This is a genomic window from Kineococcus rugosus (assembly GCF_050871975.1).
In the GTDB taxonomy this organism is placed as follows: Bacteria; Actinomycetota; Actinomycetes; order Actinomycetales; family Kineococcaceae; genus Kineococcus.
The window spans coordinates 49,551-71,788 of record NZ_JBJLSJ010000026.1 but is presented as its reverse complement, the minus strand read 5'-3'; the positions used below and the strand labels follow the sequence as shown (position 1 = coordinate 71,788).

Genomic DNA, 22,238 nt, shown 5'->3' with positions numbered 1-22,238 from the left:
GTCGAGACACCCCCCCCCCCCCCCCCCCCCCCCCCCCCCCCCCCCCCCCCCCCCCCCCCCCCCCCCCCCCCCCCCCCCCCCCCCCCCCCCCCCCCGGTGCGGTGATCAGCCGCCGTTCAGCGGCCCGTACGTCATGACCGGCTCGGCCATCTCCAGGTCGGCCGTGGCCTGGATGAGCTCGATCAGCTCGGGGTCCAGGCCGGGGGCGAACTCCTCGTACCGCTCCTGCGCGATCGTCAGCGGGGCGCCCTCGGGGGCCTGCTCGGTCCCGTCCAGGTCGGTGCCGTCCTTCGACGGCGACGCCCCCCGGTAGATCTTCGCCGCCTCCGAGGCGCCGGTGAGGTCGAAGGTGTACTGCTTGGACTGCCAGCCCAGGTCGACCATCTGCTTGACCTCGGGGAAGCGCTCCGCGTTGGTCTTCGGGATCGGCAGCAGCTTCTTCCAGTCCACGCCGAGCGTCTCCAGCGCCTTCGCGTACCCGTTCTCGTGGGCCTGGTCGCGCACGATGAGGTAGGAGACCGTCGAGCGCAGCGTCTTGTTCGACGACATCTCGTAGATCCGGCACTTCTGCAACCGGCCCGTGGACTCCAGCATCAGGTTGTAGAGCAGGTCCAGGACGAGGTTGCCGGAGTTGTAGACGTAGCTGCCGCTCCACGGGTTGCCGGCCGAGTCGACCGGCAGCGCGCCCTGGGCGCCGACGAGGTAGTGGTGGATGTTGCTCTCGGTCAGGGCGTTCGCCAGCGGCGTCGCCCCGCCCGCGCCCGGGGTGTCCAGCGGGTCGGTGTCCTTGCCCTGGTAGCGCGGCGAGCCGTCCAGCAGGCGGGCGATCGTCGTCCCGATCAGCTCGACGTGGCTGATCTCCTCCGTGCCGATGCCCTGCAACAGGTCCTTGTAGGGCTTGGCCTGCGGCCCGCGGAAGTTCATCGACTGGAACAGGTACTGCATCATCGTCCGCATCTCGCCGAACTGGCCCCCGAGCCCCTCCTGCAGGGCGTTGGCCGCCGCGGGGTCCGGCTCGTCCTCGGCGATCTCGTGGATGAGCTTCTGCACGTGCAGGTACACGGTTCCTCCTCGACGATCCGGTGTCGCGCGGGTCGGCGCACGCCGCCGACCCTGCCCCGGGGGCACCCTCCCCGCGACCCGAACCGCGACCCGCCCGGCGGCCGGGGGTGTCCCGCGCCGCGCACCGGGTAGGGGGACGACATGGACCGTCGCCTGTCGCTGACCTTCATCGGGACCGCCACCGTCCTGCTGCGCTGGGGCGAGCTGACGCTGCTCACCGACCCGAACTTCCTGCACCGGGGGCAGTTCGCCTACCTGGGCAAGGGGATGGTGTCGCGCCGCCTGACCGAACCGGCCCTGTCCGTGGGCGACCTGCCCCCGCTGTCCGGCGTCGTGCTCTCGCACCTGCACGGCGACCACTTCGACCGGGTGGCCCGGCGCGGGCTGGACCCGGCCGTGCCGATCCTGACGACCCCGCACGCCCGGCGGCGGCTGACCGGCCGCCACGGGTTCCACGCCGTGCAGGGGCTGGCGACGTGGGAGTCGACCACGCTCACCGCCGGCCCCGACCAGGTGCGCGTCACCGCGACCCCGGCCCGGCACGCCCGCGGGCCGGTGCAGGCGCTGCTGCCGCCCGTCATGGGCAGCGTGCTGGAGTTCGGGCCCGTCGCCGGGCCCGTCGAGCGCCGGGTCTGGGTCTCGGGCGACACGATGGACGTGCCGGAGCTGCGGGAGATCCCTGTGCGGTACCCCGACGTCGACGTCGCCGTGCTGCACCTGGGCGGGACGCGGGTGCCGGGCGGGCTGCGGGGCGGGCTGCTGGTGACCCTGGACGCGGTCGCCGGCGCCGACGTGCTCGAACTGGTCGACCCGGTGCGGGCGGTCCCGGTCCACCACGACGACTACGGCGTGTTCCGGTCCCCGCTGGCCGACTTCCGGGCCGAGGTGGAGCGGCGCGGCCTCAGCCCGCTGGTGCGCGTCGTGGAGCGCGGCGAGACTGCGCACTTCTGACGCCCCGCGCGGCGGGCCTCACGGGCGCGGGTCGTTCCGCACCCACCGCCGTCCCCGGGTCGGGCCGCCCGCCGCGGCCTGGCAGCGCGGGCAGATCCACGCCACGCGGTCCCCGCTGCCCCCGGTGAGGGGGTCGAGGTCGGTGAAGTCGACGTGCGGGAACCGGGCCAGGCCCGCCCGCCGCAGCGGGACCCCGCACGCGGTGGAGTTCTGCCCCGGCTGCCACGCGTGCGCCTCCCCGGCCGGCAGGCGCGACCCGCCGTCGTCGGGGACCCACGTCCGGGCCGCGGCGGTCTTCACCGGCTCCCGCTCCCGGGGGTGGCGGCGAGCAGGGCGGCGCCCTCGCTCCGGCTCAGGCGGACGTCCACGACGAGGGGGACGTCCCCGGCCAGGGCCTCCACGACCGCGCCGGCGATCTGCGAGCTCCGGCGCACCTCGATGCGGTCGACGCGGTCGGGCAGGTCCACGTCGCCGCGGGCAGGGTCGTCGGTGACGTCGCACACGACCAGGACCCCGGCCGCGTCCTCGACGGCCTCGACGGCGTGCGCGAGGGGCCCGGCCAGCGCCTCCCGCGCGCACACCCCGACGTGCAGCCGGCCCGGTTCGAGCCGCCCCGTGAGCCACGAGGCGAACTCGCCGTCCCGTTCGGGCAGGGCGACGTCGCCCTCAGGGTACTGGGTCAGCTGCTCGTGCAGGTGCTGCACGAGGGCGTCGGTGAGGGGGTCCGGGCCGGTGGGCCGGGACGCGGGGTGGTCGGGCACGGCGACTCCGCTCTCGCGCGATCGACGGCCTCGGCTCGACCGGTCCCCACGATGGCCCTCCCGGGCGGCCCCCGCAATCCCTCCGGCGCCGGGTCGGCGGCCGGGTGGTGGCGCTGCCCGCTCAACCCCGGCGCCCGCGCAGCCGATGCCTGCTGGGTGCACCCGTTCGAGTGCACCCACCTCGTGCGCCCCGGCGCATCGGAGCCCCCTGGAGACGACGTGCCGCGGTCCCTGCTCGACCTGAAGGTCAGCACCAAGATCATCAGCAGCTTCGGCGTCCTGTGCGTGCTGCTGCTCACCGTCGCCGCCCTGGGCCTGGTGCAGCTCTCGAAGGCGCAGGAGCGGCTGGAGACCGTCAGCGCGGAGTACGTCACCGGTCAGCAGACCCTCGGCCACGTGCGCACCCAGTACCAGCGCGCCACCAAGGACCTGTTCGCCACGGCGCTGGTGCCCTCCGCCGAGGCCGAGGCGACCTTCCGGAAGACCCTGGCCGACGTGCGGTCCACCTGGCAGGAGTTCCGCGACGCCGGCCCCGCCGTGCCCGCCGAGCAGCTCGACGCCGTCGACTCCGCGCTCGACCAGTACACCGCGGGCACCGACGTCCTCATGGCGCTGGCGATGAGCGGCGACCAGGCGAAGCTCATGGCCACCCGCAACGACGCCAGCATCGCCGTCTCCGACGGCGGCATCGGCGAGTCCACCACCAACGACGACCTGCAGGCCGTCCAGGACACCTTCACCGCCGCCGCGGCCGCCGACGCCGCCGCGGGGGCCGCCGCCCACCGCACCGCGCGCCTGCTCGTCATCGCCGTCACCCTGGCCGCGCTGGCCGCCGCCGGCGCGCTGACGGTCGTCATCTCCCGCTCCATCGCCGGCCCGCTGAACCGCACCCGCCGCGTGGCCGAGGCCCTCGCCGAGGGCCGCCTCGACGAGCGCGTGGAGATCTCCGGGCGCGACGAGGTCGGGCAGACCGCGCAGGCGCTGAACACCGCCCTCGACCAGGTCTCCGGCACCATCCGGACCATCGGCCACAGCGTGCAGGCCCTGCAGGGCGCCTCCGGCAGCCTCGGCGCGGTCGCCGGGCGCCTGTCGGCGGGCGCGTCGGAGTCCTCCGCGCAGGCCGACGTCGTGCTGCTGGCCTCGGGGGACATCGCCACCAACGTCTCGACCGTCGCCGCCGCCGGTGACGAGATGTCGGCCGCGATCCGCGAGATCGCCGCCTCCACCGCCGACGCCTCCCAGGTCGCCTCCGCCGCGGTCGCCTCCGCCGAGGACGCCCGCAACACCATCGAGCGGCTGTCGGTCTCCTCCCGCGAGATCGGCGACGTCGTCAAGCTCATCACCTCCATCGCCGAGCAGACCAACCTGCTGGCCCTGAACGCGACCATCGAGGCCGCCCGGGCCGGGGAGATGGGCAAGGGCTTCGCCGTCGTGGCCGGTGAGGTGAAGGAACTGGCCCAGCAGACCGCCCGCGCCACCGAGGAGATCGTGGGCCGGGTCAACGCGACCCAGGCCGACGCCGCGTCGGCGGCCGCCGCGATCAGCGAGATCACCGAGGTCATCGCCCGCATCGACGGGCTGCAGGCCACCATCGCCGCGGCGGTGGAGGAGCAGTCGGCCACGACCAGCGAGATGGTCCGCAACGTCACCGAGGTCTCCAACGGGTCGCAGGAGATCACGAACAACATCTCCGGGATCGCCTCGGCCGCCTCCCGCACCACCGCCGACGCCGGGGCCACGCAGGCCGCCGCCGACGAGGTGTCGGGCGTGGCGCGCGAGCTCCAGGCCGCGGTGGGTGCCTTCCGCCTCTGAGGCCGCACCCCTCGCACGGCCGAGAACCCGGTGCGGGCCCCTGGACGGGGCCCGCACCGGGTTCTCGTCGTTCCCGCCGGGTCCTCCCGCGGGCTCCCCGGCGGGTCAGCGCAGGGGCAGGCCCAGCGAGCGTTCCAGCTCCTCGACCGTCGTCCCGTGCGTCTCGCGCACCACGGCCCGGCCCCCGCGCAGGTCGAACACCGCCAGCTCGGTGTAGACGCGGTCGACGCACCCGCGGCCGGTGAGCGGGTAGCCGCACTCCCGCACGAGCTTCGGCGTCCCGTCCCGGGTGAGCAGCGACATCACCACGAACACCTGCTTCGCGCCGATCGCGAGGTCCATCGCCCCGCCGACCGCGGGGATCGCGTCCGGGGACCCGGTGTGCCAGTTGGCGAGGTCGCCGTCGACGGAGACCTGGAACGCGCCGAGCACGCACACGTCGAGGTGACCGCCGCGCATCATCGCGAACGACTGCGCGCTGTCGAAGTACGACGCCCCCGCCAGTTCCGTGACGGGCTGCTTGCCCGCGTTGATCAGGTCCGGGTCCTCCGCCCCGGCCGCCGGGGACGGGCCCATGTTCAGCATCCCGTTCTCGGTGTGCAGGACGATGCCCTGGTCGCCGGGGAGGTGGTCGGCCACCGCCGTCGGCAGGCCGATGCCGAGGTTCACGAAGGAACCGGGGGCGATGTCGGCCGCGACCCGCGCGGCCACCTGGACCCTGGTCAGCGGTGCGCCGCTGCCGGGGACGCTCACGCGGTCACCACCCGGTCGACGTGGATGCCGGGGGTCACGACGGCCTCAGGGTCGAGCCCGCCGGTGGGCACGACGGCCGGCACCTGCACGACCGTGGTCGTGGCGGCGGTCGCCATCACGGGCGCGAAGTTGCGGGCCGTCTTGCGGTACACGAGGTTCCCCAGGCCGTCGGCGCGGTGGGCGGCGATGAGCGCCACGTCCCCGCGCAGCGGGAACTCCAGGACGTGGGTGCGGCCGTCGATCTCGCGGGTCTCCTTCCCCTCGGCCAGCGGGGTGCCGGCCCCGGTGGGGCAGAAGAACGCGCCGATGCCGGCCCCGGCCGCGCGCATCCGCTCGGCGAGGGTGCCCTGCGGGACGAGTTCGAGCTCGACGCGCCCGCTGCGGTACAGCTCGTCGAACACCCACGAGTCGGACTGCCGGGGGAAGGAGCACACGACCTTGCGGACCCGGCCCCGCGCGAGCAGCGCGGCCAGGCCGGTGTCGCCGTTGCCGGCGTTGTTCGACACGACGGTCAGGCCGGTGGCGCCCTGGCGGATCAGCGCGTCGATGAGGTCCACCGGCATCCCCGCCATCCCGAAACCGCCGACGAGCACCGTCGAGCCGTCCGCGACGTCGGCGACGGCCTCGTCGGCGCCGGTGGGCCCGGAGTGGAAGCTGGTGCGGCTCACGCGACGTTCTCCAGGACCACGGCCAGCCCCTGACCGACCCCGATGCAGATCGCGCCGACGCCCCAGCGGTCCCCGGAGACCCGCAGCCGCTCGGCCAGCGTGGCCAGGACGCGGCCGCCGGAGGCGCCCAGCGGGTGCCCCAGCGCGATGGCCCCACCGCGGGCGTTGACCACCTCCGGGTCCTTCAGGCCCAGCTCCGACCAGGCGTCCACGCAGGCCAGCGACTGCACCGCGAACGCCTCGTTCAGCTCGACGTGCGCGACCTCGGACCAGCCGATGCCGGCGCGGGCCAGCGCCCGGTTCGCCGCCTCCACCGGCGCGAACCCGAACTCCCGCGGGTCGGTGGCGTGCACCCCGCGCCCGGCGACGCGGGCCAGGGGGTCCAGGCCGGGGACGGCCCCGGCGGCGCCCAGCAGCACCGCGGACGCGCCGTCGTTGAGCGGGGAGGCGTTCCCGGCGGTGATGGTGCCCTCGGGCCGGAACACCGGTTCCAGCCCCGCCAGCGTCCCGGTCGTCGCGCCGGGCCGGATGCCCTCGTCCCGTGCGAGACCGGTGCCGGGCACGGGCACGACCCAGCCGTCGTAGAAACCCTCGCGCCACGCCCGGTCGGCGAGGACGTGCGAGCGGGCCGCGAACTCGTCCTGGCGGGACCGCGGGACCGCGAACCGCTCGCCGAGCTGCTCGTTCGCCTCCCCGAGGGAGACCGTCCACTCGCGGGGCATGCGCTCGTTGACCAGCCGCCAGCCCAGGGTGGTGGAGACGGCGGTGACGTCCCCGGCGGGGAACGCCCGCGACGGTTTCGGCAGCACCCACGGCGCGCGGGTCATCGACTCCACCCCGCCGACCACCACGACGTCGGCGTCGCCGGACTCCACGGCGCGTGAACCCTGCACCGCCGCGTCCAGGGACGAACCGCACAGCCGGTTCACGGTCACCGCCGGGACGGAGGTCGGCAGGCCGGCGAGCAGCACGGCCATGCGGCCCACGTCGCGGTTGTCCTCCCCGGCCTGGTTGGCGCACCCCCAGAACACGTCGTCGACGCGGGCGGGGTCGAGCCCGGGCGCGCGGCCCAGGAGGGCGGTCAGCGCGTGCGCGGCGAGGTCGTCCGGGCGCACCTCGGCCAGCGCGCCGCCGAACCGGCCGAACGGGGTCCGCGCGAAGGCGTAGACGAACGCGTCACGCACCGGCGGCCTCCGCCCGGACGTCGGCCAGGACCTGCCCGGCGACGCGGAACGCGGTGTTGGCGTCGGGGACCCCGCAGTAGACGGCCGCCTGCAGCAGCGTCTCGGAGATCTCCTCCTCGGTGACGCCGTTGCGCAGCGCCGCGCGCACGTGCATCGCCAGCTCCTCGTGGTGCCCGCGCGCGGTCAGCGCGGTCAGCGTGATGAGCGAGCGGGTCCGGCGGTCCAGGCCGGGGCGCGTCCACACCGCGCCCCACGCGTTCTCGGTGATGTACCGCTGGAAGTCGCGGGTGAAGTCCGTGGTGGCCGCCACGGCGCGGTCGACGTGCGCGTCACCCAGGACCTCCCGCCGGACGGCCATCCCCTCGTCGTACCTGCTCATGAGATCCCCTTCGCGAGTTCACGGATGATCCGGGCGACCTCGTCGGGCGCCTCGGCCGGGGCCTGGTGGGCGACGTCGTCGAGCACGACGAGCCGGCCGTCCTGCACGCCCTCGGCGATGCGGCGCAGCGCCCCCGGCGGGCACACGCCGTCGTGGGCGCCGGCGACGGCGACCACGGGCGCGGTGATCGCGCCCAGGCGCTCGCGCGCGTCGTACCGGGCCAGCGCCCCGCACACCGCGACGTACCCGTCGGTGGAGGTGTCCCGCAGCGCGTGCAGCAGCGCGGACCCGACGTCGGGGTGCCGTTCGAGGAAACCGGGCGCGAACCAGCGCCCGGCGGTGGGCACCACCAGGGAGGCCGTGCCGGAGGCGCGGACCTGCTCGGCGCGCTCGGCCCACGAGGCCGGGGTGCCGATCCGGGCGCCGGTGCAGCACAGCACCGCACCCAGCACCCGGTCGGGGGCCCGCAGCAGCAGTTCCAGCCCGACCTGGCCCCCGACGGAGTCCCCGGCGTACAGGAACGGCCCCTCGACCGCGGTGAGCACCCGCTCGGCGAGGTCGGCGATGTCGAGGGGCTCCGGCACGGGGCGCCGGTCGCCGCCGTGGCCGGGCAGCTCCCACGCGACGACGTCGAACTCCCCGCCGAGGCGGGCCACGACCGGCCCCCAGCAGGTGGCGGCGGTGGTCCCCAGGGAGGGGCCGAGCACGAGCGTCGTCACGAGTCCGCCCCCCGGGCCGCCCGCGCCGCGGCGAGGTTCGCCGCGACCCGGTCGGGGTGCACCCGCAGCCCCGCGAGCAGGTCCGCGGTCTGCGCGGCGGCGGTCGCGGTCCGCCGCGCCAGCAGCCGCAGCGTGTCCCACTCGGCGTGCCAGGCGCCGTCGGCGCGCTCGTCGCCCTGGTCGGCCGCGGCCAGGTGCAGCGTCGCCGCCAGCTGCGGGGCGACCAGCGCGGTCGAGCGCACCAGCACCGACAGCACCGGGTTCGCCTTGTGCGGCATCGACGACGACCCGCCGCCGGTGCCCTCGGACAGTTCCCCGACCTCCGGCCGGGACAGCGTCGCGACGTCCCGCGCGACGTGCCCGCAGGCGTCGGTGACCGACACCAGCGCGTCCGCGGCCCGGGTGACCGGCCGCCGGTTGGTGTGCCACGCCGGGACGTCGGCCAGCCCCAGCCGCCCGGCCAGCCGCCCGCCGAACCGGCCGGTGCCGACCGGGCCCCCGGCCTGCACCGGGAACGTCAGGGCCGCCAGGTCGCGCCCGGCCTCGGCCAGCCCGCGGCCCCACGCCGAGAAGCGGTGGTCCAGGGTCACCGGCAGCGCCCACTGCGTCAGGGTGCGCCCCACGGCCTCCAGGGCGCCGGACTCGGCGCGCCGGGCCTCCAGGGCGTCCAGGGCCGAACCCAGGTGGCCCCGCACCGCGCCGACCGCGTCGCGCAGCATCAGCACCAGGGCCGTGTCCAGGACGTCCTGGCTGGTCAGGCCGGTGTGGACGTCGAGGTCGGGGTACCGCGCCCGCAACAGCCCCACCAGGGGGATGACGGGGTTCCCGCCGGGTTCGGGGTCCAGGCCGGCGACGTCCACGTCGCCGGGGACCTCCAGGTCCACGCCGACCCACGCCGACTCCACGGCCACCATCGCCGCGACGAGGGCGCGGTCGGTGAACAGGTCCCCGGCGCGGGCGTCACCGGGCCGGAACAGCGTCACGGGGCGCCCTCGCCGGGGGTCACGAGGAAGACCGTCTCGTCCGGCCCCTGCAGGTGCACGTCGAACCGGAACCCCTCCTCCTCGGCGCACACCAGCGTCCGCGCGCGGGGCCCGGCCGCGGTGAGCAGCGCGTCGGTCGCGCCGTCGGCCGGCGGCAGGTACGCGCGGGTCGTGAGCCGGTGGGTCAGCCCCCGCGCGAACACCGTGAGCGCGAAGAACGGCAACCCGCCCGCGACGGGCCCCGGCCGCAGCGTCGTGAACGAGTAGCGCCCGGCGCCGTCGGTCGCGCAGCGCCCGAACCCGGTGAACGTCCAGCCGTCGCGGCGCAGCGACCCCGGCCGGCGCACCACCCGGCCCTGCGGGTCGGCCTGCCACACCTCCAGCAGCGCGTCCCGCACCGCGACGCCGGCGCCGTCGAACACGCTGCCGTGCAGGCGCACCGCGCCCGGCGCCCCCACCGGCACGAGGTCGGCGTCCCCGCCGTACGGCAGGGCGTAGTGGAAGAACGGGCCGACGGTCTGACCCGGCGTCGGCGGCAGGTGCAGCCCGGTGCTCGTCCCGGTGCTCACGCGTCCCCCTCGGTGTCGGCCTCGGTCGGGGTGCGGTGCGTGCCGGTCAGGACGACGTCCCAGCGGTACCCGGTCGCCCACTCGTGGGTCGTGAGGTCGTGGTCGTAGGTCGCGACCAGGCGCGCGCGGGCGTCCTCGTCGACGATCGACTGGTAGATGGGGTCCAGCGCGAACAGGGGGTCCCCGGGGAAGTACATCTGGGTCACCAGCCGCTGGGTGAACTCGGTGCCGAACAGCGAGAAGTGGATGTGCGCCGGGCGCCAGGCGTTGTGGTGGTTGCGCCACGGGTACGGCCCGGGTTTGACGGTCGTGAACCGGTAGTTCCCGTCGGCGTCGGTGAGGCAGCGCCCCATCCCGGTGAAGAACGGGTCCAGGGGGGCGGGGTGCTGGTCGCGCTGGTGGACGTACCGCCCGCCGGCGTTGGCCTGCCAGATCTCGACGAGCTGGTGGCGCACCGGGCGCCCCTCGCCGTCGACGACGCGGCCGGCGACGACCATCCGCTCGCCCTGCGGTACCCCGCCGCGCGCGATGGTGAGGTCGGCCTCGAGCGGGTCGACGTCGCGGTGCCCGAAGCAGGGGGCCCACAGCTCCACGCCCTCGGGGTCGACCTGCTGCGGTTCCTTGGTGGGGTGGCGCAGCAGGGTGGACCGGTAGGGCGGGTAGTCGCGTCGCGGCTGGAACTCCGCCTCGCCGCCGGCGGCCCACTTCTCGCGCAGGTCCGCCATCTCCGCGGACAGGGCCTCCTGGCGCTCCAGCCCCGTGACGGGGTGTCGCGTCTCGTCCACGGTCTCGTTCATCGCGCGGGCCATCCCGTGTACCCCTCGGCCAGGTAGGTGGAACCGGCCTCGGAGGAGACCAGGGAGTTCAGCTCGCCGAGCTGGCGCGCCTCGTCGAAGTCGGTGTCGCTGGCGGAGCGGTGCAGCATCGTCGTCATCCAGTAGGAGAAGTGCTGGGCCTTCCACACCCGGGCCAGCGCGCGGTCGGCGTACTCGTCGAGCAGGTCCGGGTCCTTCTTCCCCAGCGCGCGCTCGACGACCTCGGCCAGGACGCGGACGTCGGCCAGCGCCAGGTTCAGCCCCTTGGCGCCGGTCGGGGGGACGGTGTGCGCGGCGTCGCCGGCCAGCAGCAGGTTCCCGTGGCGCACCGGGGTCTGCACGAAGCTGCGGAAGGGCAGGACGGACCGGTCGATGACGGGCCCCTCGACGAGGGAGAAACCGTCCTCCCCGGCCAGTCGGGTCTGCAGCTCGTCCCAGATCCGGGCGTCGGACCAGGCGCCCGGGTCCTCACCCGGGTCGCACTGGAAGTACATGCGCTGCACCGACTCCGTGCGCTGGCTGATGAGCGCGAAACCCCGGTCGGAACGCGTGTAGACGAGTTCGGGGGCGCTCTTGGGGGCCTCGCAGAGGATGCCGAACCAGGCGAACGGGTACTCGCGGGAGGAGCGGGTGCGGGGTTCGACCAGGTCGCGGCAGGCGCTGCGGGAACCGTCGGCGCCGACGACCAGTTCGGCGGTCACCTCGTGCGGGGAACCGTCGGCGCCGGTGAACGTCACCCGGGGGGTGCCCAGCACGTCGTGCACCTGCACGTCGCGGACGCCGTACCGCAGGTCGCCGCCGTCGCGGGTGCGGGCGCGGTGCAGGTCGGAGAACACCTCGGTCTGCGGGTAGAGCCACACCGACGCCCCGACCAGGCGCTCGAAGTCCACGCGGTGCGAGCGGCCGCCGAAGCGCAGGTCGATGCCGCCGTGGCGGTCGCCGTGGGTGAGGACCCGCTCGGCGCCGGGGGAGTACACGCCGGTCTCGGTGAGCAGCCGCACGCTGTCGCGCTCGAGGATCCCGGCCCGGTGGGTGGTCTCGATCTCGCGCACCTCGCGGTGGTCCAGGACCACGGTCTCGATGCCGGCGCGGTGCAGCAGGTGGGAGGCCATGAGCCCGGCCGGGCCGCCGCCGACCACGGCGACCTGTGTCGACGTCCTCGTCATGGGCCGAACCTACGGCGGCGTCCCCGGTTCCGGAAGCGGGAGGTGCCACTGAGTGGAATACGCTGACCGGGTGGCAGGTGGTTCGGTCCCCGGGGCGTCGCTGGTCGACCGCACGGTGCGGGTGCTGCTGGCGTTCGATCCCGACCACCGGCGGCTGCGGCTGGCGGACCTGGCGCAGCGGTGCGACCTGCCGGCGCCGACGGCGCTGCGGATCGTGCGGCGCCTGGTCGCCGCGGGTTTCCTGGAACGTCGCGACGGCGGGGAGTACGTGGTGGGCCGGCGGGTCTGGGACCTGGGCCTGCTGGCGCCCGTGCAGACGGACCTGCGCGACGTCGCCGCGCCGTTCCTGCAGGACCTGCAGGCCGCGACCCGCGCCACGGTCCACCTGGCCGAGCGCGACGGCGACCGGGTGCTGTACCTGGACCGGCTCGCGGGCGTCGACGCCGTCCCCGTCGTCAGCCGCGTCGGGGCGCGGCTGCCGCTGCACACCACGGGGGTCGGGAAGGTGCTGCTGGCCCACGCCCCCGCCGACGTGCAGCAGCGGGTCCTGGCCGAGCTGACCCGCGTCACCGCGTACAGCATCACGTCCCCGGCGGTGCTGGCCCGTCAGCTCGCCCAGGTCCGCCGGGACGGGTTCGCGAGCACGCACGGGGAGATGGACCTCGCCAACGCCTCGGTCGCGGTCCCGGTGCGCGGACCGGACGGCCAGGTCGTCGCCGCCCTCGGCCTCGTGGTGGCCTCGCTGCGCCGGGAGCGGCCGCGGCTGGTCGCCGCGCTGTCGGTCGCCGCCGCCGGCCTCTCGCGCGAACTGCGGGGGTGAGGCCGGTCAGCGGCCCCGCAGCAGCACCGCGGCGCCCTGACCGCCGCCGCCGCAGATGGCCGCGGCGCCGAGCCGGCCGGGTTCCAGGGTGCGGGCCAGGTGGCCGGTGGTGCGGGTGCCGGAGGCACCGATCGGGTGGCCCAGGGCGATCGCGCCGCCGTGCCGGTTGACGACCTCGGGGTCGACGCCGAGGTCGCGCAGGGACTGCACGACGACCGAGGCGAACGCCTCGTTGACCTCCAGCGCGGCGAGGTCGGCGACGGTGAGGCCGGCGCGCTCCAGCGCCCGGGCGACGGCCCGGGCCGGCTGGGAGTGCAGCAGGGTGTCGGGTCCGGCGACGACGGCGTGCCCGACGACGTCGGCCAGGCCGGGCAGGTCGCGCGCGGCGCGGAACTCCTCGCTGACCAGGACGACGGCGGCGGCGCCGTCGGTGATCTGGGAGGCGTTGCCCGCGGTGACGGTGCCGTCGGGGCGGAACGCCGGGCGCAGCGCGGCCAGCCGCTGCGCGGTGGTGTCGGGGCGGACGCCGTCGTCGTGGGCGACCGTCGTGGGCCCGCGGCGGCCGGGGACCTCGACGGGCACGACCTCCTGCGCGAGCAGGTCGGCGGCGGCCGCGGCGAGGCGGTGCGAGCGCTCGGCCCAGGCGTCCTGCTCGGCGCGGCCGATGCCCAGCCGCTCGTTCCCGAGGTCGGTGCCCAGGCCCATCGCGGTCCGGTCGAAGGCGTCGGTCAGGCCGTCGTGCTCCACCGTGTCCAGGAGGGTGGCGGGGCCGAAGGCGCGCCCGGCGCGGGCCCCGACCCAGGCGTGCGGGGCCAGGGACATCGACTCCTGGCCGACCGCGACGACGACCGACGCCTCCCCGCTGCCGATGAGCCGGTGGGCCCAGACCACCGCCTCCGTCCCGGACAGGCACACCGAGTTCACCGTGGTCGCCGGGACGTCCAGCCCGATGCCGGCCCCGACGGCGGCCTGCCGGGCCGGGTTCTGCCCCGCGCCGGCCTGCAGGACCTGGCCGGCGACCACCGCGTCGACGTCCGCCGGCCCGATCCCGCTGCGCTGCAACGCCGCGGTGATCGCGCACCCGCCCAGGACGGTCGCCGGGACGGTCGCCAACGCGCCGTTGAACCGGGCGAAGGGGGTGCGGGCGTAGCCGAGCAGGACGCTCACGCCGCGACCCCGGCGCCGACCGTGAACGGGGCGGTGACCGCGCGCAGCTCCTCGACGCTCACCCCGGGGGCGGTGCGGACCAGGGTCAGGCCGTCCGGGCCGCAGTCGAGGACGGCGCGGTCGGTGATGACGCGGTCCACGACCCCGGCGCCGGTGAGCGGCAGCGTGCACTCCGGCACGACCTTGGCCGAACCGTCCTTGGCCGTGTGGTCCATGACCACGACGACGCGGCGCGTCCCGGCGACGAGGTCCATGGCGCCGCCCATGCCCTTGACCATCTTCCCGGGCACCTGCCAGTTCGCGAGGTCGCCGTGGACCGAGACCTGCAGGGCCCCGAGGACCGCGACGGCGATGTGGCCGCCGCGGATCATCGCGAAGGACGTCGCGGAGTCGAACACCGACGCCCCCGGGAGCGCCGTCACGGTCTGCTTCCCGGCGTTGATGAGGTCGGCGTCCTCCTCACCCTCGTAGGGGAAGGGGCCGGTCCCCAGCAGGCCGTTCTCGCTGTGCAGGGTGACGCGCACCCCGGGCGGGAGGTGGTTGGCGACCAGGGTCGGGATGCCGATCCCGAGGTTCACGTGGTCGCCGTCGTGCAGTTCCAGGGCCGCCACGGCGGCCATCTCCTCACGCGTCCAGGGCATGGGCTTCGCTCTCGTGTCGCAGGTCCGGTCGGGGTCGGGTGTTGCGCTGCTCGAACTCGCTGCGCCGGGTGGTGGGGACGACGAGGTCGACGAAGATGCCGGGCGTCACGACGTCGTCGGGGTCGAAGGGCTCGGCCCGCACCGTCTCGGCCTCCACGACGGTGAACGCGGACGCCGCGGCCACCAGCGGGTTGAAGTTCTGCGCGGTGCGCCGGTACCGCAGGTTCCCGGCCGGGTCGGCCAGGTGGGCGTGGACGAGGCCGACGTCGGCCCGGATCGCCCGCTCCAGGACGTACCGGCGGCCGTCGAACTCGGCGGTGGGCTTGCCCTCGGCGACGACGGTGCCCACGCCGGTGGCGGTGTAGAAGGCGGGGATGCCGGCGCCGCCGGCCCGCAGCCGCTCGGCCAGGGTGCCCTGCGGGACGAACTCGACGTCGAGCTCGCCGTCGAGGTAGCGGCGCGCGAACAGCTTGTTCTCCCCGACGTAGGAGGCGAGCACGCGGTCGATCTGCCCGTTCTCCAGCAGCAGGCCCAGACCCCGGCCGTCGACGCCGAGGTTGTTCGAGACGACCGTGAGGCCGCGGACCCCGCTGTCGCGGACCACCTCGACGAGGTCGTAGGGGACGCCGCACAGGCCGAAGCCGCCGACGGCCAGGGTCATGCCGTCGCGCAGCCGCGCCCCGAGGGCGTCCGCCGCCGGGTGGGGGGTCGTGGTCATGGGCTCCTCCTGGGTCGGTCGTGCTCGTCGCAGCCTGCGCCCGCGCCCGGCCGGGGCGGAAGGGCCGCGCCCCGGACCCGCACCCGTCGTCCCACGATGTGGGCAGTCGGGGCGATACTGACCACATGGTGGACACCCCGTCCGGGACGCAGGTCGTCAGCCGGGTCGCCGCGCTGCTGCGCATCGTGGCCGCGACACCGGGGGGAGTCCCCACGGCGGCGGTCGTGGAGGCGTCGGGCCTGACGCGCAGCACCGCCCACCGGCTGCTGAGCGCGTTGCGGCGCGAGGGGCTGCTGGACCAGGACGCGGCGGGGAACTGGATCACCGGCCCGGAGCTGTTCATCTTCGGCACCGCCGCCTCGGCCCGCTTCGACGTGGTGGCGACGGCCCGGCCGGTGGCGCGGTCGCTGGCCGCCCGCACCGGCGAGAGCGTGTTCCTGTCGGTGCGCCGCGGGGACGAGTCGGTGTGCCTGCTCGCCGAGGAGGGCAGTTTCCCGGTGCGCTCGTACGTCCTGCACGAGGGCATCCGGCTGCCGCTGGGGGTGGCCTCGGCGGGGCTGGTGTTCCTGGCGTTCGCGCCGGACGGGGAGGTCGGGGACTACTTCCGGCGCCACCCCGACCTCGGGGCGCGGTTCCCCGGGCACGGCGAGGAGGACGTGCGCCGCCGCCTGCGCCAGACGGTCCGGCGGGGTTTCGCGGTGAACCCCGGGCTGCTGGTCGAGGGCAGCTGGGGGATCGGGGCGCCGGTCGTGGAGGCGTCGGGGCGGGCGACCTGGGCCCTGAGCGTCACCGGCATCGAGCCGCGGCTGGCGGGCCCGCGGCAGGCGGAGCTGGGGCGGGAACTGCTGGCCCACGCCCACGAGCTGTCGCTGCTGGCCGGCGGGCGGGGGCGGCCGTGAGGATCGGGACGGCGGATGCGCGCATCGACAAGACTTATGTCGGATTCCGACTGAGAGCTGGTAGTTTCAGGACCGGGACGGAGTCGTCTGCGGCTCACCCGTCCCGACCACCACCAGGGAGTGAGCACCGATGCTTCTCGAGAGAGACCTCATCCAGTCCGTCGGGTTCCGCAACGTCCGCGAGGGTGGTGAGGTCACCGGGTTCCAGTTCCGCGTCCGGATGCCCTCCTACCGGGGCATGGCGGCCTCCCTCGTCGACGGCATCGGGGTCCGCGTCCCCGGCCTCGTCGACGTCGCGCCCGAGGTGCCGCGCTGGACGCTGCAGGGCGGCACGTACACCCTCGAGGAGCTGTGGGCGAGCGACGGCCTGCGGTGGCCGCTGGAGGACGCCGCCGTCATCACCGTGCCGCTGCCGGGCGGGCTGCCCGACGGGGTCCACGAGCTGACGATCGACCTGCGCCTGCGGATGTCCTACATCCCGGCCGAGCACCAGCCCAGCCGGTACGTCGTCACCAAGCACGTCACCCTGTCCCCCGAAGCGGTGGGGGCGCCGTTCACGTACGGCGTCTCGCTCTACAGCTTCATGGGCGACTACGGCACCACGCTGGACCTGGAGTCGGCCCTGCGCTCCATCGCCGACCTCGGCGCCACCGGCGTCGAGATCCTGGGGGAGGGACACGTCCCGAACTACCCCGACCCGCCGCAGGCGTGGGTGGACGAGTGGTTCACCCTGCTGGAGCGCTACGGCCTCGAACCCACGAACTACGGTTCCTGGATCGACACCCGCCTGCACTCCAGCGGACCGGACGGCCGGGACATGACGGTCGAGGAGGGGGCCGCCGCGCTGCAGCGGGACCTGCGGCTGGCCAAGCGCCTCGGGTTCCGGTTCGTGCGGCCCAAGATCGGGGTTGTCACGAGCGACCTCGTCCCGCACCCGATCTGGACCGAGGTCGTCGAGCGCTCGCTGCCGCTGGCCGCCGAGCTCGACGTCGTGATCTGCCCCGAGATCCACTCCCCGACCCCCATCCGGCACGAGGTCGTGGACGGGTACGTGGAGCTGATCGAGCGGACCGGGACCAAGCACTTCGGCATCCTGCTCGACACCGGCATCTTCCAGGACCGCCCGATCCCGCTGCGCGAGGGCGAGACGCGCGAGACGCGCCCCGCCTTCCTCGACGGCATCGGCGTCGACCCCGCCGACGTCGCCCGGATCATCGAGCACGTCGTCTTCATCCAGGCCAAGTTCCACGACATCGACGACGACCTCGTCGACCAGCAGATCCCCTGGGAACCGGTCCTGCGCGCGCTGCGCGACGCCGGCTACACGGGGTACCTGTCCAGCGAGTACGAGGGGGAGCGGACCCCGTGGCGCTCGATCGAGCAGGTGCGCCGCCAGCACTCCCTGATGCGCCAGATCGCCGACCGGCTCTGACCCGCGCCGTTCCCAGCCACCGGAGAACCCCGTGCCCTTCCAGGAGACCACCGCCCCCAACGGGCTCATCGCCCGCGACAGCCTGCGCCCGCACCCCGACGGCCTCGCGCTCCGGCTGACCCTGCCCTGGTACCGCAGCCTGTGGCTGTCCAGCGTGACGTCGCTGCGGGTCACCGTCGACGGCGCCGAGGTGCCGCAGGACGACCTCACCCTCGACCTGGGCGGTACCCGCTACGCCCTGGCCGACCTGCCCGCGCAGAGCGGGACGCTGTGGTTCCTGCAGGACCACCCCTCTCTCGTCGTCCGCCGCGACACCCCCGTGGCGCCGGGGGAGCAGCACGAGGTCGAGGTCGCCGGGGAACTGCGGCTGCCGTACATGCAGATCGCCCCGGGCCAGGCCGGCGGCCCGGGGGTCTACGTCCCCAACCACGTGCGCCAGGCCTTCGCCCTGACGGTCACCGACCGGGACGCCCCGGCCGCGGCGACGGTCTCCGACGTCCCGCCGCCACCGCCGGCCGCGGACTCCGACCCGTTCCGGCTCGGGCTGACCCTCTACTCGGCCAGCGCGGAGTTCCGCGCGGGCTGGTACGACTTCGACGGCCTGCTGGACCGCGTCGCCGAGCTCGGCATCGGCCCGGGCATCGAGATCGTCGCCTCGCAGGTCCTGCCGACGTACCCGGTGGTCTCCGAGGAGTTCGTCGCTTCCTGGCGCTCCGCGTTCGACCGGCACGGGTTCACGGCCAGCTCGTTCGGGGCGAACCTCGACATGGGCCGCCGTCGCGACCGCGACATGACCCCCGACGAGGAGTTCGAGTTCAGCGAGCTCATGCTGCACGGCGCGAAGCGGCTCGGTTTCCCGCTGGTGCGCATCCAGAGCGCCAAGCCGGCCCTGCTGCGGCGGCTGCTGCCGGTGGCCGAGGAGCTGGACCTCCGGCTGGCCTACGAGATCCACGCCCCGATGGGCCCGAACTCCGAGCCGATCCTGCGGGTCCGGGAGACCTACGACGAACTCGACTCGCCGCTGCTGGGCTTCGTGGCGGACTTCTCCTCCACGATGCGGGCGATGTCGCCGACCCTCCTGCGGGCCGTGCGCCGGGCGGGGTTGGACGACGGGGCCGTGGCGCGCCTGCAGGAGGTCTGGGCGACCGACGCCCCGATGCGCGAGCGCCAGGAGGAGTTCATCGGGTACCTGCGGTCGCGGGACTTCGACCCGGGCCGGCTGGGGTCGTTCGCGCACCTGGCCTTCAACATGCACGGCCACGTCGACCCCCGCGAGTGGGCCGACATCATGCCGCAGATCCTGCACGTGCACGCCAAGTTCTACGACATCGACGAGTCCGGGCAGGAGCCGGCCATCGACTACCCCGAACTGGTGCGGGTGTTCGTCGAGGGCGGGTACCGCGGGTACTGGTCGAGCGAGTGGGAGGGGCACGCCTTCGCCGAGCTCGGCGAGGTGGACCCGCTGCTGCTCGTCCGCCGCCAGCACGACCTGATCCGGGCCGCGGTGCGGCAGGGCGCGCCGGTCTGAGCGCGGTGCGGTCGTCCGCGGGTCAGCCCCGCACCGTCTCGTGGACGATCGCCCCGGCCTCCTCGAACAGCCCCCGCAGCCAGGCGTGCTCGGGGTCGCGGGCGTGCACCGGGTGCCACCACACGGCGTTGACGATGGGGGTGGCGTCGAACGGCAGCGTCGCCGTGCGCACCCCCGGCACGGCCGAGACCACCGGGACCAGCGACTCCTGGACCAGGCCGATGCGCCGCGTGCCGGCCACGAAGTGCGCCAGGGCCAGGAAGCTCTCCACGACCACCTCGATGCGCGGTTCGACGCCGAGCTGCTGGACCTGCCGGGCGGCGGAGGTGAACGCCGTGGCCGACTGGTAGGTCAGCACCCACGGCCGCTGCTCGATGTCGGCCATCGTCAGCGCGCCGCCCGGCGGGGTGTGCTCCTCGGCGACGATGGCGACCCACCCGTCGCGCCAGAGGTCGAGGAACGGCAGCTCGGACAGGTGGCCGTGCGGGATGACCATGGCGTCGACCGAGCGCAGCCGCGTCGCGGCGTCCTCGACGATGGAGGGGTTGTGCAGCATGAAGCGCAACCGGACCCCCGGGGCGCGCTCGGCGGCGAGCCGCGACACGACCCGCCCGACGGTGACGAACCCGTAGTCGGAGCCGTAGACCGAGAACTCGCGGGTGGACTCGTCCGGGGACCAGTTCGCCTGGCTCTCGAACACCCGGCGGGCCGCCTCCAGGGCCGTCGAGGTGTGCTCGCTGAGGCGGACGGCGAAGGGCGTCAGCTCGTAGGTGTTCCCGCGGCGGGCGAGGATCTGGTCGCCGAAGTGGTGGCGCAGCCGGCCCAGCGAGGCGCTCAGCGCGGGCTGGCTCAGCACCAGGCGCTCGGCGGCGCGGGTGACGCTCTTCTCCGTCAGCAGGGCGTCGAGCGCGACCAGGAGGTTGAGGTCGAGGCGGGCTAGCTGGGCGTGGTCGGCCACGGGTCGTCTCCTCGGCTTCCTCGGCGCGCACGGGCGGTCGGGTGGCGCATCGACGGCGACGATACGCACCGTCGGCCCCCTCCTCGACGCCCGTGCCCCGGTCGGCCGGATCCGGCTGCGGCTTATGTCCGGCATCGGCAAGACTTATGTGCATATCCAGCACATGGCGGTCATGATGACCGGGTACAGCAGGTGCTCGACGACGAGCGCCGACGACGACGTCAGAGAGGCTGGACATGGCACGTCAGCGTCGATCCCCGCAGCGGTGGGCAGCGCCCACCGCCTCCCCCGTCCCGGCCGTCCCGCCCTCGGACGGGCGGCTCGTCGCGCGGGGCGGACTGCGGCCGGAGGACGCGGCGTGGAGCGCGTGAGCGCCCCCGAAGTGCGGGAGGACACCCCCCGCGCCGGTCGGCACGACGGAGGGCGAGGCGACGGGATGTCAGTGACGCAGAACCCGGGGACCGCGGGCGTGACCGGCCCGGGCTCGGCCGGCGACCGGGCCCGCGGCCGGCGGACCGCCGGCCTGGGCTACGGCCACTGGTGGTGGGCGCTGCCCGGCATCGTCCTGGTCGTGGCCATCCACTACGCCGCGACCACCGCCGGCGGTGTGTTCGCGTTCACCGACTGGTCCGGCATCGGGTCGTTCCAGTGGATCGGCCTGGAGAACTTCCAGGAGATCTTCAGCGATCCCGCGAAGCTGCACGCGCTGGGGAACACCCTGCTGCTGGCCCTCGGGTCGGTCATCCTGTCCAACGTCGCGGGCCTGGCCATCGCGGTGAACCTGAACCGGGTGCTCAAGAGCCGGTACGTCCTGCGGACGCTGTTCTTCATGCCGGTGGTCCTCAGCCCGCTGGCGACCTCCTACATCTGGAAGTACATCTTCCAGTTCGACGGCCCCCTGAACGTGGTGCTGCGCGCCGTCGGCCTCGAGAGCCTCACCCGTCCCTGGCTGGCCGACCCGCAGTTCGCGATCTGGACCATCCTCGTGGTCGTGGTGTGGCAGAACATCGGGTTCTCGATGGTCATCTACATGGCCGGCCTGGCCGCGGTGCCCGTCGAGATCGAGGAGGCCGCCGCGATCGACGGCGCCGGGCTCTGGCAGCGGTTCTGGAACATCGTGTTCCCCGCGATCCGCCCGGCGGTGGCCATCGCCACCACGCTCGGCCTCGTCAACGGCCTGCGCATCTTCGACCAGATCATGGCCCTCACCGGCGGGGGACCGGCCGACGCGACCGCCACGCTGGCGACCGAGGTGTACAAGCAGGCGTTCTCGCTGGGCAACTTCGGGTACGGCGCCGCCCTCGCTCTCGTGCTCACGCTCATCATCCTGGTCTTCGCGGTCGTCCAGCAGCGCGTGACCCAGGGGAACAGGGAGGACTGACGTGTTCCGCTACACGAAGCTGTCGGCGCTGCGCGAGGCGGGGACCTGGCTCATCGCCCTGGTCTACCTGGCCCCCTTCTACCTGGTCGTGTCGATCGCGCTGAAGTCGGACCAGGAGGTCTTCACCACCCCGGCCCTGGCCCCGCCGGGCGAGCCCACGCTCAGCAACTTCTCCCGGGTGCTCAGCGCGACCGGGCAGAGCAACGTCCTGCTCGGCCTGGTGAACAGCGTGATCATCACCGCCGGCAGCATCCTCGTGATGGTCCTGCTCGGTGCCCTCACCGGGTACGTCATCGCCCGCACCGCGCGCCGCTGGAGCCGGGCGGTGTACTACCTGTTCCTCATCGCCATCGTCCTGCCGACGCAGCTGGGCACCGTCCCGCTGTACATCGGAGCCCGCACGCTCGGGCTGACCGGGTCGGCGTGGGGCATGGTGGTCCTCTACAGCGGGATGCTCATGCCGCTGGCCATCTTCATCTACGCCGGGTTCTTCCGGGGGCTGGGGACCAACTACGAGGAGGCCGCGACGATCGACGGGGCCAGCCGGACGCAGATCTTCTTCCGCATCGTGCTCCCGCTCATGGCCCCGGCCACCGGCACCGTCTCGATCCTCGCCGGGCTCATCGTCTGGAACGACTTCTTCACCTCCCTCATCTTCCTGGGCGGCTCCACGGCGCAGACCCTGCCGGTGGCGATGTACTACTACATCGGCTCGCTGGTCTCGCAGTGGAACCAGATCTTCGCGATCGTCATCATCTCCATGATCCCGATCCTCGCCTTCTACCTCTTCGCGCAGAAGCGCTTCATCCAGGGGTTCGCCGGCGGCCTGAAGGGCTGACCGTGCTCCTGTCCCCCTGCTGATCGACCGACCG

The 22,238-nt window shown here is 74.5% G+C and carries 24 protein-coding genes; 8 read left to right on the top strand and 16 right to left on the bottom strand.

What is annotated here, in order from left to right; genetic code table 11:
• Positions 1-105: 105 nt before the first annotated feature.
• Positions 106-1,062, bottom strand: coding sequence for a manganese catalase family protein (locus ACRYM6_RS15580; protein ID WP_432543798.1), 957 nt, complete (start codon positions 1,060-1,062; stop codon positions 106-108).
• Between the two features lie 141 nt (positions 1,063-1,203).
• On the opposite strand from ACRYM6_RS15580, the gene ACRYM6_RS15575 reads away from it, so the two are divergent.
• Positions 1,204-2,013: an MBL fold metallo-hydrolase gene (locus tag ACRYM6_RS15575; protein WP_432543797.1), complete on the top strand. Its 810-nt coding sequence runs from the start codon at positions 1,204-1,206 to the stop codon at positions 2,011-2,013.
• An 18-nt stretch (positions 2,014-2,031) separates the two neighbouring features.
• Here ACRYM6_RS15575 and ACRYM6_RS15570 read toward each other — a convergent pair whose 3' ends face one another.
• Positions 2,032-2,313, bottom strand: coding sequence for a hypothetical protein (locus tag ACRYM6_RS15570; RefSeq protein WP_432543796.1), 282 nt, complete (start codon positions 2,311-2,313; stop codon positions 2,032-2,034).
• The gene (locus ACRYM6_RS15565) at positions 2,310-2,774 is read right to left on the bottom strand and encodes a hypothetical protein (RefSeq protein ID WP_432543795.1); all 465 of its coding nucleotides are present in this window, start codon (positions 2,772-2,774) and stop codon (positions 2,310-2,312) included. Before ACRYM6_RS15565 ends, ACRYM6_RS15570 begins: the two co-directional genes overlap by 4 nt.
• Positions 2,775-2,993: 219 nt before the next feature.
• On the opposite strand from ACRYM6_RS15565, the gene ACRYM6_RS15560 reads away from it, so the two are divergent.
• Positions 2,994-4,586 (top strand): methyl-accepting chemotaxis protein, encoded by a 1,593-nt coding sequence (locus tag ACRYM6_RS15560; protein ID WP_432543794.1) that lies wholly within the window; start codon positions 2,994-2,996, stop codon positions 4,584-4,586.
• 105 nt (positions 4,587-4,691) lie between these two features.
• Here ACRYM6_RS15560 and ACRYM6_RS15555 read toward each other — a convergent pair whose 3' ends face one another.
• The 9 genes from ACRYM6_RS15555 to ACRYM6_RS15515 all read right to left on the bottom strand — a co-directional run bounded on the left by ACRYM6_RS15555 (position 4,692) and on the right by ACRYM6_RS15515 (position 11,822).
• On the bottom strand, positions 4,692-5,339 hold the full coding sequence (locus tag ACRYM6_RS15555) for a 3-oxoacid CoA-transferase subunit B (RefSeq protein WP_432543793.1): 648 nt from the start codon (positions 5,337-5,339) through the stop codon (positions 4,692-4,694).
• Positions 5,336-6,007 (bottom strand): 3-oxoacid CoA-transferase subunit A, encoded by a 672-nt coding sequence (locus ACRYM6_RS15550; RefSeq protein WP_432543792.1) that lies wholly within the window; start codon positions 6,005-6,007, stop codon positions 5,336-5,338. The genes ACRYM6_RS15555 and ACRYM6_RS15550 overlap by 4 nt, the downstream gene beginning before the upstream one ends.
• Entirely contained in the window at positions 6,004-7,191 is a 1,188-nt protein-coding gene (locus ACRYM6_RS15545) for a thiolase family protein (protein WP_432543791.1), read from the bottom strand. The genes ACRYM6_RS15550 and ACRYM6_RS15545 overlap by 4 nt, the downstream gene beginning before the upstream one ends.
• On the bottom strand, positions 7,184-7,570 hold the full coding sequence (gene pcaC, locus ACRYM6_RS15540) for a 4-carboxymuconolactone decarboxylase (RefSeq protein WP_432543790.1): 387 nt from the start codon (positions 7,568-7,570) through the stop codon (positions 7,184-7,186). Before pcaC ends, ACRYM6_RS15545 begins: the two co-directional genes overlap by 8 nt.
• On the bottom strand, positions 7,567-8,289 hold the full coding sequence (locus ACRYM6_RS15535; protein WP_432543789.1) for an alpha/beta fold hydrolase: 723 nt from the start codon (positions 8,287-8,289) through the stop codon (positions 7,567-7,569). Before ACRYM6_RS15535 ends, pcaC begins: the two co-directional genes overlap by 4 nt.
• Positions 8,286-9,272, bottom strand: coding sequence for a lyase family protein (locus tag ACRYM6_RS15530; protein WP_432543788.1), 987 nt, complete (start codon positions 9,270-9,272; stop codon positions 8,286-8,288). Before ACRYM6_RS15530 ends, ACRYM6_RS15535 begins: the two co-directional genes overlap by 4 nt.
• Positions 9,269-9,841, bottom strand: a complete 573-nt coding sequence (gene pcaG, locus ACRYM6_RS15525; protein ID WP_432543787.1) for a protocatechuate 3,4-dioxygenase subunit alpha — start codon at positions 9,839-9,841, stop codon at positions 9,269-9,271. The genes ACRYM6_RS15530 and pcaG overlap by 4 nt, the downstream gene beginning before the upstream one ends.
• Complete coding sequence (pcaH, locus tag ACRYM6_RS15520; protein WP_432543801.1) at positions 9,838-10,566, bottom strand: protocatechuate 3,4-dioxygenase subunit beta; 729 nt, start codon at positions 10,564-10,566, stop codon at positions 9,838-9,840. The genes pcaG and pcaH overlap by 4 nt, the downstream gene beginning before the upstream one ends.
• Before the next feature lie 68 nt (positions 10,567-10,634).
• Positions 10,635-11,822, bottom strand: a complete 1,188-nt coding sequence (locus ACRYM6_RS15515; protein WP_432543786.1) for a 4-hydroxybenzoate 3-monooxygenase — start codon at positions 11,820-11,822, stop codon at positions 10,635-10,637.
• A gap of 70 nt (positions 11,823-11,892) precedes the next feature.
• Here ACRYM6_RS15515 and ACRYM6_RS15510 point away from each other — a divergent pair, with 70 nt between their 5' ends.
• A complete protein-coding gene (locus ACRYM6_RS15510) occupies positions 11,893-12,642 on the top strand; it encodes an IclR family transcriptional regulator (RefSeq protein WP_432543785.1) in 750 nt (249 codons plus the stop codon).
• A 6-nt stretch (positions 12,643-12,648) separates the two neighbouring features.
• On the opposite strand, the gene ACRYM6_RS15505 is transcribed toward ACRYM6_RS15510, so the two are convergent.
• From ACRYM6_RS15505 to ACRYM6_RS15495, 3 genes are read right to left on the bottom strand one after another with little or no spacing between them, the layout of a single operon-like run.
• Entirely contained in the window at positions 12,649-13,809 is a 1,161-nt protein-coding gene (locus ACRYM6_RS15505; protein ID WP_432543784.1) for an acetyl-CoA C-acyltransferase, read from the bottom strand.
• The gene (locus tag ACRYM6_RS15500) at positions 13,806-14,450 is read right to left on the bottom strand and encodes a CoA transferase subunit B (RefSeq protein WP_432543783.1); all 645 of its coding nucleotides are present in this window, start codon (positions 14,448-14,450) and stop codon (positions 13,806-13,808) included. The genes ACRYM6_RS15505 and ACRYM6_RS15500 overlap by 4 nt, the downstream gene beginning before the upstream one ends.
• On the bottom strand, positions 14,434-15,168 hold the full coding sequence (locus tag ACRYM6_RS15495; RefSeq protein WP_432543782.1) for a CoA transferase subunit A: 735 nt from the start codon (positions 15,166-15,168) through the stop codon (positions 14,434-14,436). Before ACRYM6_RS15495 ends, ACRYM6_RS15500 begins: the two co-directional genes overlap by 17 nt.
• A 125-nt stretch (positions 15,169-15,293) precedes the next feature.
• Here ACRYM6_RS15495 and ACRYM6_RS15490 point away from each other — a divergent pair, with 125 nt between their 5' ends.
• From ACRYM6_RS15490 to ACRYM6_RS15480, 3 genes are all read left to right on the top strand, one after another.
• The gene (locus ACRYM6_RS15490) at positions 15,294-16,067 is read left to right on the top strand and encodes an IclR family transcriptional regulator (RefSeq protein WP_432543781.1); all 774 of its coding nucleotides are present in this window, start codon (positions 15,294-15,296) and stop codon (positions 16,065-16,067) included.
• A gap of 130 nt (positions 16,068-16,197) precedes the next feature.
• Complete coding sequence (locus ACRYM6_RS15485) at positions 16,198-17,499, top strand: C-glycoside deglycosidase beta subunit domain-containing protein (RefSeq protein ID WP_432543780.1); 1,302 nt, start codon at positions 16,198-16,200, stop codon at positions 17,497-17,499.
• A 31-nt stretch (positions 17,500-17,530) separates the two neighbouring features.
• Complete coding sequence (locus ACRYM6_RS15480) at positions 17,531-19,027, top strand: C-glycoside deglycosidase beta subunit domain-containing protein (RefSeq protein ID WP_432543779.1); 1,497 nt, start codon at positions 17,531-17,533, stop codon at positions 19,025-19,027.
• Positions 19,028-19,049: 22 nt separating this feature from the next.
• Here the strand turns inward: ACRYM6_RS15480 and ACRYM6_RS15475 are convergent, their stop codons facing one another.
• A complete protein-coding gene (locus tag ACRYM6_RS15475) occupies positions 19,050-19,985 on the bottom strand; it encodes a LysR family transcriptional regulator (protein ID WP_432543778.1) in 936 nt (311 codons plus the stop codon).
• 469 nt (positions 19,986-20,454) lie between these two features.
• On the opposite strand from ACRYM6_RS15475, the gene ACRYM6_RS15470 reads away from it, so the two are divergent.
• Both ACRYM6_RS15470 and ACRYM6_RS15465 read left to right on the top strand, forming a co-directional pair.
• The gene (locus tag ACRYM6_RS15470) at positions 20,455-21,366 is read left to right on the top strand and encodes a carbohydrate ABC transporter permease (RefSeq protein ID WP_432543777.1); all 912 of its coding nucleotides are present in this window, start codon (positions 20,455-20,457) and stop codon (positions 21,364-21,366) included.
• A gap of 1 nt (position 21,367) precedes the next feature.
• The gene (locus ACRYM6_RS15465; protein ID WP_432543776.1) at positions 21,368-22,204 is read left to right on the top strand and encodes a carbohydrate ABC transporter permease; all 837 of its coding nucleotides are present in this window, start codon (positions 21,368-21,370) and stop codon (positions 22,202-22,204) included.
• Positions 22,205-22,238 lie beyond the last annotated feature (34 nt).

Bases quoted from the DNA above. Each gene is read 5' to 3' on its own strand.
- ACRYM6_RS15575 (WP_432543797.1), top strand. From the start codon at position 1,204: ATGGACCGTCGCCTGTCGCTGACCTTCATCGGGACCGCCACCGTCCTG.
- pcaC (WP_432543790.1), bottom strand. From the start codon at position 7,570: ATGAGCAGGTACGACGAGGGGATGGCCGTCCGGCGGGAGGTCCTGGGT.
- pcaH (WP_432543801.1), bottom strand. From the start codon at position 10,566: ATGGCGGACCTGCGCGAGAAGTGGGCCGCCGGCGGCGAGGCGGAGTTC.
- ACRYM6_RS15515 (WP_432543786.1), bottom strand. From the start codon at position 11,822: ATGACGAGGACGTCGACACAGGTCGCCGTGGTCGGCGGCGGCCCGGCC.
- ACRYM6_RS15500 (WP_432543783.1), bottom strand. From the start codon at position 14,450: ATGCCCTGGACGCGTGAGGAGATGGCCGCCGTGGCGGCCCTGGAACTG.
- ACRYM6_RS15495 (WP_432543782.1), bottom strand. From the start codon at position 15,168: ATGACCACGACCCCCCACCCGGCGGCGGACGCCCTCGGGGCGCGGCTG.
- ACRYM6_RS15490 (WP_432543781.1), top strand. From the start codon at position 15,294: ATGGTGGACACCCCGTCCGGGACGCAGGTCGTCAGCCGGGTCGCCGCG.
- ACRYM6_RS15485 (WP_432543780.1), top strand. From the start codon at position 16,198: ATGCTTCTCGAGAGAGACCTCATCCAGTCCGTCGGGTTCCGCAACGTC.